This window comes from Streptomyces sp. NPDC042638 (assembly GCF_040647235.1).
Lineage (GTDB): Bacteria > Actinomycetota > Actinomycetes > Streptomycetales > Streptomycetaceae > Streptomyces > Streptomyces rameus.
In genome coordinates this window covers 23,973-37,913 of the sequence record NZ_JBEZBT010000066.1, presented here as the reverse complement: position 1 = coordinate 37,913, position 13,941 = coordinate 23,973, and the positions used below count along the sequence as shown (strand labels likewise).

General features: G+C 70.9%; 12 protein-coding genes. 4 read left to right on the top strand and 8 right to left on the bottom strand.

Going from position 1 to position 13,941, the window contains the following annotated elements; translation table 11 throughout:
- Positions 1 to 92 precede the first annotated feature (92 nt).
- From AB0B40_RS33675 to AB0B40_RS33660, 4 genes are all read left to right on the top strand, one after another.
- Positions 93 to 221, top strand: a complete 129-nt coding sequence (locus tag AB0B40_RS33675) for a hypothetical protein (protein ID WP_362267323.1) — start codon at positions 93 to 95, stop codon at positions 219 to 221.
- Positions 222 to 300: 79 nt separating this feature from the next.
- Positions 301 to 552, top strand: coding sequence for a hypothetical protein (locus AB0B40_RS33670; RefSeq protein ID WP_362267322.1), 252 nt, complete (start codon positions 301 to 303; stop codon positions 550 to 552).
- A 5-nt stretch (positions 553 to 557) separates the two neighbouring features.
- Positions 558 to 935: an MMPL family transporter gene (locus AB0B40_RS33665; RefSeq protein ID WP_362267320.1), complete on the top strand. Its 378-nt coding sequence runs from the start codon at positions 558 to 560 to the stop codon at positions 933 to 935.
- Positions 936 to 1,074: 139 nt separating this feature from the next.
- Positions 1,075 to 1,227 (top strand): hypothetical protein, encoded by a 153-nt coding sequence (locus tag AB0B40_RS33660; RefSeq protein WP_157854636.1) that lies wholly within the window; start codon positions 1,075 to 1,077, stop codon positions 1,225 to 1,227.
- 85 nt (positions 1,228 to 1,312) lie between these two features.
- On the opposite strand, the gene AB0B40_RS33655 is transcribed toward AB0B40_RS33660, so the two are convergent.
- From AB0B40_RS33655 to AB0B40_RS33620, 8 genes are all read right to left on the bottom strand, one after another.
- Positions 1,313 to 2,587 (bottom strand): aminotransferase class I/II-fold pyridoxal phosphate-dependent enzyme, encoded by a 1,275-nt coding sequence (locus AB0B40_RS33655; protein WP_362267318.1) that lies wholly within the window; start codon positions 2,585 to 2,587, stop codon positions 1,313 to 1,315.
- A 20-nt stretch (positions 2,588 to 2,607) separates the two neighbouring features.
- Complete coding sequence (locus AB0B40_RS33650) at positions 2,608 to 5,736, bottom strand: amino acid adenylation domain-containing protein (RefSeq protein WP_362267316.1); 3,129 nt, start codon at positions 5,734 to 5,736, stop codon at positions 2,608 to 2,610.
- Positions 5,737 to 5,977: 241 nt separating this feature from the next.
- Positions 5,978 to 6,898, bottom strand: coding sequence for a class I SAM-dependent methyltransferase (locus AB0B40_RS33645; RefSeq protein WP_362267314.1), 921 nt, complete (start codon positions 6,896 to 6,898; stop codon positions 5,978 to 5,980).
- A 66-nt stretch (positions 6,899 to 6,964) separates the two neighbouring features.
- The gene (locus AB0B40_RS33640; protein WP_362267312.1) at positions 6,965 to 7,633 is read right to left on the bottom strand and encodes a hypothetical protein; all 669 of its coding nucleotides are present in this window, start codon (positions 7,631 to 7,633) and stop codon (positions 6,965 to 6,967) included.
- Between the two features lie 62 nt (positions 7,634 to 7,695).
- Positions 7,696 to 10,809, bottom strand: coding sequence for an amino acid adenylation domain-containing protein (locus AB0B40_RS33635; protein ID WP_362267310.1), 3,114 nt, complete (start codon positions 10,807 to 10,809; stop codon positions 7,696 to 7,698).
- Between the two features lie 52 nt (positions 10,810 to 10,861).
- A complete protein-coding gene (locus tag AB0B40_RS33630; RefSeq protein ID WP_362267309.1) occupies positions 10,862 to 11,863 on the bottom strand; it encodes a zinc-dependent alcohol dehydrogenase family protein in 1,002 nt (333 codons plus the stop codon).
- Between the two features lie 11 nt (positions 11,864 to 11,874).
- Positions 11,875 to 12,621: a HisA/HisF-related TIM barrel protein gene (locus AB0B40_RS33625; RefSeq protein ID WP_362267307.1), complete on the bottom strand. Its 747-nt coding sequence runs from the start codon at positions 12,619 to 12,621 to the stop codon at positions 11,875 to 11,877.
- 54 nt (positions 12,622 to 12,675) lie between these two features.
- Entirely contained in the window at positions 12,676 to 13,938 is a 1,263-nt protein-coding gene (locus tag AB0B40_RS33620; protein WP_362267305.1) for an NAD(P)-binding protein, read from the bottom strand.
- Positions 13,939 to 13,941: the final 3 nt, after the last annotated feature.

The following is a 13,941-nucleotide window of genomic DNA, read 5'->3' as shown; positions in this document are numbered from 1 at the left end:
GCCATGACTCGATCCTCTCAAATGATCGAGTCCCTACCGAACCCGGAACGGTTCATCCTCCAGGGGGCCCGGGTGTCGTGGTGTCCGCCGAAATGTGGCTGCATTCCCGCCCCGGGCTGACCCGGACCGTGGTCTTCCGGCTGCCCGATCAGCGCCGCCTCCCGGAAACCGTCGACGCCGCCCGGCAGCTGCTGCACGCACACCGGGCGGCGTCGCCGTGAGCCTGTGGAACCGCGCCCGGCTGGCCGCCCAGCTGCTGCCGGCACCACGGAGCCACCCGCCCGAACCCTTCGACGGACCGTGGCCGGTCACGCCCAGCTGTGGGCCGACGACCCCAGGGCGCTGGACCTGCTGCACGAATCCGTACTGCGCGCCTTCGCCCCGTACGCAGACCACTGGGACACCGTTGACGCCGGCGCCCTGGACGCCGGGGGGCCGCCTGGCGGTGCGGGACCGCGTGACAGCGCGCCGGGCCTGGCGAGTGCCTACCGCCACAAGCCGGGCGGCCCGCTGCACGTTCCGCCCGACCGGGAACGGGACCCCCCTTTCTGACCGTGATGGGGCTGGCCGGGGCCGGCGCCGTTCTGATCGCGGTCGCCGTCTCGACCACCCTGCTGCCCGCGATGATGGGCTTCGCCGGAGAGTGGCTGTGCCCGAAGCCGGGCTCGCGTGCCGCCCGCCGCGAGCGCGCCACGCAGCAGCCGGACCACGGCGGGCGGCGGCCCTCCGGCGAACGTTGGGGCCGTGCCGCCGTACGGCGTCCGATGCCGACCCTGCTCGCCGTGCTGGTCGGCCTGCTCGCCGTCGCTGTACCCGCCAGGACCTCCAGCCCGCCCTACCGGACAACGGCTCCGCGGCCGTCGACGGCACCCGACGCAAGGCGTACGACGTCGTCTCGGAGAAGTTCGGCCCAGGCTTCAACGGCCTGCTGCTGATCCTCGCGGACACCTCGCACACGGATGACCCCGGCAGGGTACAACCGCTCTCACCAAGGAGCTGAAGGCCACCGAGGGCGTCGCCGCGGTCGGCAGGCCGCAGTTCCTCGACGGCGGCAAGAGCGCGGTCGTCCAGGTCGTGCCGAAGAAGGGCCCGGCGGACGAGAAGACCAAGGACCTCGTGGAACACATACGCGACGAGGCACCGAACTGGCAGCGGGAGACCGGTGCCCTGATCCAGGTGGACACGAAAGCCTTCAACAACACCGCGGAATTCCATACCGTGGGATGAGGCAGTCGAGTCGTTTGCAGCGCAGATGAGAGCGGGCCGGCGTAGCTGGTGAGGTGCTGCACCAGGCGGGGTGCCGTCGTGCTCCTCAGGCAGGAGGCTGACGCTCCTCACCGTTACGGAGGCGGGGCCTGGGCGAGCTGCCACGGTTCGTCGTCGACGGGCCGGTTGTTCTGCGGCGCTCAAGGAAACGGGCCAGCCTGGTGGTCGCTTCGGTGAGGACGTCGGGCGGGGGCAGGGTGACCATGCGCAGGTGGCCGGATGGAACCGGTCCGAGGCCGGATCCGGGGACGAGGAACAGCCCCTCCTCGTGCAGCAGGTCGGAGGCCAGGCTCTCGTCGTCGCCCAGACGGTACTGACCGGGAGTGATGCGGGGGAAGACGTAGAACGCGCCGCGGGGTTTGACGGTTCGTACGCCTGGGATGTCGGCGAGCAGGCGACACAGGTGGTCTCGTCGAAGGCACAGTGCACCTCCTGGGGCGGTCAACGCCGTTGTGTCGTCGATGCGCAGCGCGGCTGCCACGGCGCCTTGCGCGGGAACGTTCGGGCACAGCCGCAGCGACGCGAGGGTGTCGAGCGCGGCGACGTAGTCGCGCGCGGGGCCGCGGCAACCGGTCAGTGCCAGCCATCCCATGCGGTAGCCGGGGATACGGCTGCGTTTGGACAACCCTCCGAACGTCAGGCAGGGTACGTCCGGGGCGCACTTCGCGAGCGGCGTGTGACGGGTGTCGTCGTAGAGGAAGTCGGCGTAGATCTCGTCGGCCAGGAGGACCAAGCCGTGCCTGCGGGCGATGTCGGCGATGCCGTCGAGGACCCCGCGAGGCCATACTGCGCCGGTGGGGTTGTTGGGGTTGATCACCACGATGGCCCGTGTCCGGTCGGTCACCCGGCGGGCGATGTCACCCGGGTCCGGGTACCAGTCGGAGGCTTCGTCGCACGGATAGTGCACCGGCCGCCCGCCTGCCACGACGACTGAGGCGGTCCACATGGGATAGTCCGGTGCCGGGATGAGAACCTGGTCGTGGGGGTCCAGGAGCGCGTGCAGGGACAGCGGTGCGAGTTCCGAAACTCCGTTGCCGAGGTAGACGTCGCACGACCGTACGGTGTCGAGTCCCTTGCCGCGGTAGTGCTGGGCCACCGCGTCACGGGCGTCCGGGAGCCCGGCGGCGCCGCTGTATCCGCAGGAGTCGTCGAGGCGGTCACGTACCGCCTGCACCACTTCACGGGCGGGTGGCAGACCGTGCGTGGCGGGGTCTCCGAGACTCAGCGTGAGTACGTCCTCCCCGGCGGCTCGCATGCGTTCGGCCTGTGCCGCGAGCGGCCCACGCAGACTGTAGGAGACACCCGACAACTTATGCGACATGCCGATATGGTGGCGCGACGTCATGCGATGTCCCCGGGATCAGATGCGGCGCGGTTGGATGCGGATGGCGGCGCAAGGAACCCGGTGCGCCTGAATTCGCGCAGGTAGGTGTCGAGCAGCCCGGCATCGACGGGCGGACAGACAAGTCCGCTGCCGGCGAGTGCGGCGTCGGTGTTGTGGCGGCTGAAGGCGGGGAAGACACCGTCGGTGTACATCTGCTTGACCGAGACCTCACTGTCCCGGGCCGGTTCGATGAACATGGCGACATATGGGGCCATGGGGTGGTCGGGCAGCCGGGCCGTCAGCTTGGCGAGCATCTCCGTCCACGCGTCGTAGGGCACGGTCCGTACCGGATATCCCATGGCGGTCAGGCGTTCCACGATCAGCGGCAGGCGGGCGGGGCGAGGGTTGGTGAGGTGGTAGACGCGGCCGTCGGGTTCCTGGTGGGTGATGAGGTGTGTGATCGCGTCCGCGGTGTAGTCCACCGGCACGAAGTCCAGCGGCAGGGCCATGTCCGGGGCGAGGCCGGTCTCGGCGATGGTCCGGAACAGGGCGCACATCATGGTGTCGGTGTTCCACACGCCCCGGTCCACGGTGCCGGTCACCTCGTAGGGGCGGTGGACGGCCGTGGGCAGGCCGCGTCGTCCGGCCTCGACGACGAGGTTCTCCGCGACCCATTTGGTCTCGGGGTAGCCCAGGGACAAGCGGTCGGCGTGGTCGAGAGGCGTGTTCTCGTCGACGTGCGCCACACCGGCGGTGCCGAACCCGGCGATCACCGCGATGGTGGAGATGTAGTGGAGCGGCTTGGTGGTGTGCTCGCCCGCCAGCTGCAGGACGGTGCGGGTGCCACCGACGTTGATCGGCGCGAGCGCGTGGTAGGGGTAGGCGAAGTTGACCCGGGCGCCGCAGTGCACAATCAGGTCGATCTCACGGGCGAGCCGGTCCCACTCTTCGTCGGACAGCCCGAAGTGCGGCTCGGCCAGCTCTCCGCAGACGGGGACGACACGGTCCAGCAGCGGTTCGGGGTCGAGGCCGTAGCGCCGCATCCTGGCCGCCAGCCGCGCGAGGGCCCGAGGTGGGTCGTCGGCGCGGATCAGGCAGTGTACTCGCTCCACGCCCTCCCGCAGCAGCCGGTCGACGAGGTAGACCCCCAGGAAGCCGGTTGAGCCGGTCAGCAGCACCTGGCGCGGGACCCGGGCCGCGGCCGTCGCGGGCGCGGTGTAACGCAGCTCCGGGTCGAGTCGGCTCTCGATCGCGAAGTCGGTGTCCGGGGCGGTGGATTCCTCGTGACCGTCGAGTAAATCCTGCACCGTCGCGGCGAAGTCCCGCAGGGACGGGTCCGCGACCAGGCTGCGGATCATCGCACGCCCGAACTCGGCCGGCACTCCGAGGCGTTCGCGCACCGCGGCGGTGACCTGTGTGGCACGCAGCGACGTACCGCCGAGAGCGAAGAAGTGCGCATCGCGTCCGACCATGTCCGCATTGAGGACATCGCGCCACACGCTCGCGAGGATCTCCTCCACCTCTCCGCGGGGCGCGTCGTCGCGGGCCGAAGCGGCGGGTGTGGCGAGGGCGGACAGCGACCTGCGGTCGACCTTGCCACTGGAGGTGAGGGGGAGTGCGTCCACCAGCGCGATGCGCGTCGGCGTCATGTAGCTGGGCAGCCGGTCGCGTACGTGCTCGTGCAGGTGAGCCGTGAGGTCCTTCTGGTCACGTCCGCTGTGCACCACGACAGCGGCCATCAGCCGCTGCCCCGCCCCTTCGCCGACCACATCGACCGCCGCCTGACGCACGTTCGGATGTGCCGACAGCACGGACTCGACCTCGTCCAGCTCGACGCGGTAACCGCGGATCTTGACCTGCCGGTCGCGCCGCCCGAGGAATTCGAGCGCTCCGTCCTCGCGCCACCGTGCCATGTCGCCGGTGCGGTAGAGCCGTCCACGTATGTCGGCGGGGCTCCACCGGTCCTCGACGAAGTGTTCCGCCGTCCTGTGCGGATCGCCGAGATACCCCAGTGCAACACCATCCCCGCCGACCCAGAGTTCGCCCGTCTCACCGGGGGCGGCGACCGTGCCGTCCTCACGCACCACGTAGGCGGTCGAGCCCGCGACCGGCACCCCGATGGGCACGTTCTCGGCCTGCGAGGACAGCTCGTCCAACCGGCAGACGGTGGACAAGGAGGAGTTCTCGGTGGGCCCGTAGCCGTTGAGGAACACGGCGGGCCGGCTCTCCGTCAGAACGGCCCGCACGGCGCGAGGGCTGAGTACATCACCGCCCGCGACGAGAAGACGCAGCCCGGCGAAGAGGTGGGGTGCGACGTGGGCGTGCTGGTGGAAGAGGCCCGCGCTCAGCCACATCACGCTGACGCCCCGGCCGCTCACCACGTTCTCCAGCGCCTTGGAGTCCAGCAGCTCCGAGTCCTGCGCGAGGAGGAGGCAGGCGCCGTTCAGCAGAGTGGCGAAGATCTCGAAGCAGGAGACATCGAACGTCAGATCGGTGGTGGCGAGGACGCGGTCGTCGGGCCGGATGCGCAGTTCCCCCGCCCCGCGGGCCAGCCTGGTCTGGCCGCGGTGGGGACACACCACGCCCTTGGGAGCGCCGGTCGATCCCGATGTGTAGATGACGTACGCCGCTTCATCGGCGGCACGTTCACCCCACCACCGGGGATCGGCGTCCTCGGGGCCACCGAACAAGTCGTCGGCGCAGACGGCGGTCGTGGAGTCCGGCACCTCCACGGGTTCGTCCGCACCGTGCACAGCCACCCGGACGCCGGCGTCCCGCATGATCCCGGTCAGCCGGTCGGCGGGCTGATCCGGACCGAGCGGGAGATACACCCCGCCCGCGTGCAGGACCGCGAGGATGGCGGCCACCGCCGCCGGGGACCGCCGCATTGCCACCCCTACCACATCCCCGGCGCCGATCCCGTGCGCCCGCAGCGCCGTGGCGCCGCGCCGGACTCGTGCTGCCAGCTCCTGGTAAGTCCATGCGCCGTCCGCCCATTCGACGGCCGTTGCTTCGGGCCGGGCGTCGGCCTGTTCCGCGAAGAGCAGAGGAATGGTGGCCGTCCGGGGGTAGGTCGCGGACACCTGATTCCAGTCATGAGCATGCTGGGGCAGGGAGGTGGGGGTGGTTTCGCCTGGTGTTGCCACGTCGACTCCTTGGATTCGGTTAGGTGGTCGAGGTCGTCGTTCTCCGGCGTCATCCGCTGATGGCTGACGCGGATGTGTGCGGTTCGGCCCGTCGGGCACCTTGCGCGCCAGTACCCGGGGCGAGATGTCGGGCGCGCGTACGGGAATTGCCGCACGGCGCCGCGGTGACGGCGGACCTCACGATCCGCCGCCCAGGAGGGGCCGCTCGGCGCCGCGCCAAGGGAGGCCGGTACCGAGTGCCCTATGCGGGAATTCGTTCGGCGACGATGCTGTGGACCGACGCTTCCCGTCGGAGCAGGGCGACCGCCAAATCCGCGGCCATGCGCCGAATCGCCTCCAGGGGTGGGCTCGCCTCCTTGGGGAAGTGGACGTCGATGTTGCTCTTGAGCTCCAGCACCCAGCGGGCGGCGTCCTCCGCGCAGGGCAGCACTCGCTCGTCCCTGATCCGGAAGCCGTTGTCCCGCATGATGTCGGTGACATAGCGCAGCGACTTGCGGTGCTCCAGCGCCAGGTGGTCCGCGTCCGCGGGCAGCCGCGGCTCACGGGCCAGGAACTCCTCGCTGTAGAGCGTCTCGGAGACGACGAGCAGCGACCCCGGCCGCATGCGCCGCGACAGCGCCGCGGTCGCGGCCTCGTACACCCGAGGGGGGAGGTGCGTGATGACTCCCCGGGCGAGCGCCAGGTCGTAGGGCTGTTCCGGGTCGGGCAGCTCGGCGATGTCGGCGGCGTCGCACAGATACAGGCGGACGCGGCCCGGTCGGGGCACGTCGCGCACGAGGCCGGCGCAGTGCGCGAGTTGCTCGGCGCTGATGTTCACGCCGTCCAGGCGTGGACAGCCGGGGAAGACCTGCGCGAGGTGCCTCAGCGTCGCTCCCCACCCGCATCCCACGTCCAGGATGCGTTGCGGGCGCGTGTGTCCGGTCCTCTCGCCTGTGGCGAGGGCGAGTTGCTGTTCCAGGTACCGGAGCCCTGCCTCGTCGAGGGACACGGGGCGAGGCGCGTCCGGATGACCGAAGACGCCCCACTGGAAGTGCAGTTGCTCGCCGATGACCTTCTGCCAGTCTGCCGGGGAGTCCTCGTAGGCCCGGACCACGTGGTCTCGGAACGGATCGCTTTGGCGGCTCGGCAGTACCTCGTACGTCGATTCGTCGGTGCCGTTCAAGACGGCTTCCTTTCGGTAGGTCGTGCGGTGCCGGGGTGGTCGTTCCGGCGCCGCAGGTTCACTGGTTCAGGCCGGGTCGGCCGTCGTGGCCTTCCAGACGCCCAGCAGCGCGTCCGAGACGCGGTGGGCGTGGAACAGCGCCTCTTGGGGGTTGTCGCCGCGGTCGAGGCCGTCCTGGGCGACGGCCAGGGCGAGTTCCTCCAGAGCGCCGTCGCCGGGGTCGTCGTAGTAGTCGAGGAACTCCTGCGGCACCGGGGCGCCCGTCTCCCGCAGGCGTCGTGCGACGGCGGTGGCGCCGGAGTAGTAGACCTTCATGTCGGTGTGGGCGGCCAGGGCTGCCGCGCTCTGGCTGCCGGATGCGGCGATCCAGGACATGGCGCCGTGGAAGGAGTAGGCGCCGCCGTCCGCCGTCCGGCCCGCCAGGTCGGTCTCGGACATCCCGAGGGCCCGGGCTACCTCGCGCAGCTTGGGCGTGGCCTCGTGGACGATGCGTGCCAGAGTCACCCAGAGTTCGGCGGCGGGCCGGTGGGGGAACCGGGCCAGCAGGGTGCCGTACGCGACGAGTTCGACCGGGTGGGCCTGGTACTCGACCGCGACCAGACGGCGCAGGGGTTCCAGGACGCCGGGGCCCGTGACGGGTGCCAGGATGAGCGGGCTGCCGGGCGCTTCGCCGGTGAGGCGCTGCCGGACGTCTTCCGCCAGGGCTTTGGCGTCGGTGTGGTTTCGGGTGGTCATGTGATTCCCTTCGGTGGTGGTCGGCGACGGGCGACCGTCGCCGGTTCGGGTGGGTGTACGCCTCAGGCGACGACGTCGGTGGCTTCCGGTGGCGGTAGGTACCCGCTCTCCCGGAGACGTCGGAGGTAGAGGTCGATCAGCCGGGCGTCCACCGGCGGGCAGGCCAGCCCGGCGTCCGTCGACACACGGCCGGTGTTGTCGCGGCCGAGCCGGGGAAACGTGCTCGTGAAGTACGGCTGCTCGGGGGCGAGGCCCGTGCCGGACGCGGACTCGACGAGCAGGGGGAGGTACGGCGTCATCGGGTGCCGGGGGTCCGTATCGATCGCCCGGACGACCCCGGAGACCCAGTCCTGGTATGTGACCGTGCGCACCCGGTAGGACATGGCACGCAGACGGTCCACGAGCAGGGACAGGCGTGCCGGGTCGGGATTGGTGAGGTGGTAGACGCGGCCGTCGGGATGCTGGTGGGTGACCACCCGGGTGATCACGTCCGCCGTGTGGTCCACGGGGATGAGGTCGAGCGGCAACGGCACGTCGGGGGCCTCGCCGCCTTGCGCGATCGTGCGGAACAGCGCGCACATCAGGGTGTCGGCGTTCCACACCCCCCGGTCACTGGTGCCCGTGACCTCGCATGGGCGGATGATCGACGCGGGAAGCCCCTGACGCGCGGCTTCCGCCACCAGCTTCTCGGCGACCCACTTGGTTTGCGCGTAACCGCCTGGCAGCCGGTCGGGATGGGCGAGCGGCGTGCGCTCCGTCGCGTGTCGGACGCCCGCGAGGCCAAGGCCGGCGAGCACATCGACGGTGGAGATGTGGTGCAGAGGTTTGAGCCGGTGCGTGGCGGCCAGTTCGATGACCGTACGTGTGCCGCCGACGTTGTCAGGAGCCAACGCTTCGTAGGGGTAGGCGAAGTTGACCCGTGCGCCGCAGTGCACGACGAGATCGGTGTCTTGTGCCAGCCGCTCCCAGGCGGCGCGGTCGAGCCCGAACCGCTCGGTGGACAGGTCGCCGGGGACCACCGTGACCCGGCCGCCCAGGATGTGCGGGTCCAGGCCGTAGCGTCGCATCCGGGCAGCCATGCGCGCGGCGCCGTACGCTTTGTCCCGGGTGCGGACGAGGCAGTACAGGTGTTCCGCACCGGCCCGCAGGAGCCGATCGACGAGATGGACGCCAAGGAAGCCGGTGCAACCGGTGACGAACGCCCGTCCGGGGTTTCCGGCTTGGGGCAGGGGCCCGGTGAAGGGCATCGCCCGGTGCAGTCGCGCTTCCGCGTGGAAGTCCGGCTTGGTGTGTGATGCCCGCGCCGTCCCCTGCTCGGCGAGATGCCGCGCCCGCTCCGTGAAAGCCCCGAGGGTCGGATTGTTCAGCAGCTCGCGGACGAGGGCACTGCCGTTGGCCGGGGCGATGCCGAAGTGGCGGCGGGTGGCCGCGGCGACGTGTGTCGCCGTCAGCGAGGTGCCGCCCAAAGCGAAGAAGTCGTCCTCCCGGCCAAGGGTTTCCCTGTCCAGCGCCTCGCACCAGATCCGCTCGACGGCCCTCTCGTCCGCGCGTGCCGGCGCTCCGCCCCCGCATCCACCGGCCGCCGGCTGCGTGAGCCGGGCCATGAGGCGGGCGTGATCCGCCTTGCCGCTCGTCGTCAGCGGCAGGTCCGGGACGCAGACCAGCCTGCTGGGCACCATGTGGGCCGGCAGGCGGCCCCGGACGTGGTCGTGCAGACGCGCGGCCAGGACGGTGCCGTCAATGCCCGGCTGGCCGACCACGACCGCGCCCAAGTGCTGCCCCGGTCCTTCGCCCAGCATGTCGACAGCGGCCTCCCGGACGTCTGGATGGCCGCACAGCACAGCCTCGACCTCGTCCAGCTCGATCCGGAAGCCCCGCAGCTTCACCTGCCTGTCCGTGCGCCCCAGGAACTCCAGCACGCCGTCGTCCCGCCGGCGCACGATGTCGCCCGTCCGGTAGAGGCGGCCGCGCGGATCGTCACCGAAACGGTCGGGGACGAAGCGCTCCGCGGTCCGTTCCGGGTCGTTGAGGTAGCCGATCGCCACGCCGTCCCCGCCCACCCACAGCTCCCCCTCCTCCCCGGCCTCGGCCAGGCTGCCGTCGCGTCGGACCACGTGGACGGTGGTGGCGGGTACCGGCCTGCCGATAGGTACGAGCTCCGCCTGCTCGGACAGGTCGCGAACCGTGTACGAGGTGCTGATGACTCCGTTCTCCGTCGGCCCGTAGCCGTTGACCATGGCGCCCGGCGCGCCGTGGGCCAGTACGGCGCGGACTGCGCCGGGGCTGACCGAGTCGCCGCCTACCATCAGACAGCGCAGTCCGGAGAACATGTGGGGCGCGGATCCGGCGTGAACGTGGAACAGCCCGGCAGCCAGCCACAGGGTGGTGATGCCCTGATCGCGCAGGCACTGCGCCAGCGCCTCCGTGTCGAGCAGGACGTCGGGTTCCGGCAGCACCAGGCACGCTCCGTTGAGCAAGGTGCAGAAGATCTCGTAGCAGGAGACGTCGAACGTCGGGCTGGCCGTGGCGAGCAGGCGGTCGCCAGGCCCGGGAACCGCCGGATGGTCGGCGGTCACGAAGCGGACCAGCCCCCGGTGGTGGCACAGCACGCCCTTGGGCACACCGGTCGAGCCGGAGGTGTAGATGAGGTACGCGGCGTCTGTCGCCAGCCGTCCCGTGGTGCGGCACGGTTCCGTCCGGGCCGCCCATGTCCCTTCCAGCTCGTGGGTGGTGACACGGACGAGCGGGAGGGACGAAGGGACAGCGGCGCCGGGCAGGGTCACCAGACATTTCGCAGCGGCGTCCCGGATCATCGCGGCGAGCCGTCTGCCGGGGGTGCCGGGGTCGAGGGGCAGGTGGACGGCGCCTGCCTCCAGGACGGCGAGCGTGGTCACCACTGACTGCGGGGAGCGGTTCAGGAGCACGGCGACGACGTCACCGTTGCCCACGCCGCGGGCCCGTAACCGTTCGGCGGCGCGGAGCACCCTGTCGTGGAGTTCCCGAAACGTCCAGCGGCCGCCGCTCCACACCAGCGCCTCGCTGTCGGGGGACTGCCGTACCCGCTGGGTGAACAAGTCCGGGAGCAGGACGTCGCGGGGGTAGCCGGTACGGGTGTCGTCGTATGCGCGGACGTGCCCGGGGGTGCGGCCGTCCGGGGTGGGCGCCGTCGACGGCATGCGTGCGTCCTTTCGTGAGAGGTCCGGTCGGCGCGTGCGGGAGCGGTCGTGATCAGCCAGTGAGCACGACCTTTCCGCCGCGTCCGGGCCGCATCGTGCGTTCGAGTGCGGACTGGAAGTCCGCGAGGTCACGGCGCTCCGCGACATCGAGGCCGGGCAGGCCACGCACGACGGCTTCCTGGACTTGCCGGGTGAGGGTGCTCAGCTCGCGCTCGCCCAGACGCTCCATACGGGCGGGCAACCAGAAACCGCTGATGCTCACCTGTCGGAAGACCAGGTCGTCGGGACGCACCAGGAGGGGGTGACCGGACAGCATGCCGTAGGAGACGAACCGCCCGGCGGGACGCAGGCACCGCAGCGCCGCGGTGCCGAGAGCCCCACCGACCGCGTCCAGCACCGCGTCCACTCGGCCGTGTTCCAGGGTGCCTCGCACCGCCCCGGGGAGAGCGTCGGCGGAGCCGACCGTCAGGGGCCGCGTACCCGGGCGGGTCAGCGCGCGTGCTTGCTCGCGGTGCCTGACCACGGGCAGGCACCGGACACCGCGCTCGCTCGCCAGGTGGATCACCATTCGGCTCACTGCGGAGGCACCCGCTGTGAGGAGCAGTGTGTCGCCGGGGCCGAGGGCGATGTCGCGCACGAGCAGGTGGGCGGTGAAGGGGTTCACGGTGAGCTGGCAGGCGGCCTCGGCGGAAACGCCGCGTGAGACCGGGATCACCGAGGTGCCGGGTACGCAGACGTGCTCCTGCCAGGTCCCCGTGGCGGAGACCGCCACGAGGGTGCCTGGTACAGGGCCGTTCGTCCCGGGGCCCAGAGCGTCCACGATGCCTGCGCCCTCGAACCCGGCGACAGCCCAGCCGCTCTCCTGGCCGCCACCGTTCGGTCGCAGGGTGAAGCGTGCGTCGCGACCGTAGGATCCCTGGACGAACAGGAGGTCCGAGGGGTTGACCGGGCGGGCGGAGAGCCGTACCCGCACCTCACCCGGCCCCGGTTCGGGCCGTGGAAGGTCCAACAGGCGGAGCACATGGGAAGGTTCGCCGTATTCGCGAAAAGCCAAGGCCCGCACGATCAGCCCTCTTCTCCGTGGAGGCGTCGGCACAGTTCCTCGCTCAGCGAACCGATCGTCTCCCGGCCGCTGTGGACGACCTTGTTGACGAGTACGTGGGCGGCGTCGCCGTTGCGCAGCGCGTCGGCCAGTTGCTCCGCGGAGCCCGCGCCGCCGGAGGCGATGACCGGGAGTTGGGACACGCGGGCGGTGGCGCGAGTCAGATCCAGGTCGTAACCGATGCCCGTGCCCTCACGGTCCACGTTGTTGGCGAGCAGCGCGCGCAGACGCAGCTCGCCGAACCGACGGGCCACCGTGAGCGCGTCCGTAGTTGTGCGGGTGGCGCCGCCGTGGACGAGCACCCGCCATCCCCGCTGCCGGTCCCCGGAGCAGTTCACGACGCCGACGAACCGTCGTCCCCCCAGCAGGCGGACCGCGTCCGCCACCCGGTCGGGCTCCTCGACCATACTGGTACTGACCGAGAGCGCGTCCGCGCCCGCGGACAGTAAGTCCTCACACTCCGCAGGCGACGGCAAGACTCCGTGCTGCACGGAGACGAGCAGTTCCAGACCGGTCTTGTGCAACTCGCGCAGGAGGTCCGGCAGGTAGCCGACGGCAGCCCAGGGGTCGACGACATCCAGGAACAACTGGCCTGCCCCGTCGTGCGCGTAGCCGACGGCGATGCCTACGACGTCGAGGGGATCGGCGAGACCGGGGATTCCGGACGGGTCGGTCGCCACGCCGTCGCGCACGTCGATGCAAGGGATCACCTGCCGGGCCACCTGAGCCCGGGAATACGTGGTACTGCTGCCATGCCGCATCAGTCATCCGCCTTCCAGGTAGTCGCGCAGCCTCCGCGGCCGTGCGCCGCGGGGCGCGAGGTGAAGTGCCACGGCCAGAGCCGATCTCATGGCCGCTTCCTGCGTTTCCACCGGGGTCGTGCAATGTCCGAGAAAGAGCAGGCGCTGCCCGGCTTCGATCTCGCCCAGCCGCTGCCGCGCCCGGCAGGCCGCCGGGGTGGGAAGAGTCGTCCGGAACGAGGAGCGGGCGAGTTCCTCGCGCGGCCGCCCGCTGCGGTGATCGACCTGACTGACGAACAGGTCGACACCCAGCGAGGGGCCGTACCAGGTCGTCGTCTGACTCCGGTGCTCGTCCACGGTCGTGTTGCCGGCGGACCACAGGTGCCGGTCCTCGGGCATCCCGTACGGGTCGCGGTGCAGGACGTAGGTCACTTTCCGGTACGCGACGGAGTTCAGCGCGGCTTGCCAGGCACTCGTGCCTGCCAGACCGGAGAGTGCGGTCAGGGCACGGTCCGCCGGAAGGGCCAGGGCCACCGCGTCCACCGGGTGAACGGCCCCGGCTCCGTCCACGAGTTCGAAGCCCGTCCCTGCTTGGCGCACCGCCAGCAGGCCGGTGCCCAGTCGTATCCTGACCGAAGGGGAGCCCGCAGCGAGTCCGTGGACGAGGGACGTGGCCCCGAAACGCAGGTACGTCGTTCGGGGAACCGCGTCCGGTGGGGTGAGGGTCGCCCCTACTGCCCGCGCGGACAGGGTCCGTACCTCGTCCAGTGTGCAGCCGTGGAGCGAAGCCGGCAGTGCGCACAGGAGGTGCTCCACCGAGGACGATGGCAGCGACCAGGAGTTCAGGACCTCGTCGAGCGTGAGGTCCCAGGACACCCCCTCCGCCTCCCACCGCGCGGATTCCTCGGCGAAGCGGGCCATGGCCCGGTACGCCGGGCCGCCGGCCGTGACCGGCCGCACCGTGTCGGTGGGGTCCGCGGCGGAGACCCACAGGGCCGAGCGCTCGCGCTCGCGGAACACCACGCGAGAGGACGTGGTCTCCACCAGATCCCCCGCAGGAATACCCACTGACGCCGCCATGTGCCGCCAGAGCGGAGACGACTCTACGGGTGTCTCCCTGACACCGAGGTCGATGACACAGGTACCGCCTCGTACGGTCGTCTGGACGGACTCCGCGTTCCCGCCGAGCCTTGGCCGTTCTTCGAGCAGCAGCACCTCGTGGCTCTCGCCCAGTAACCAGGCCAGCGTCAGACCCGCGATCCCGCCGCCCGCTATTCCTACGCGCACGGC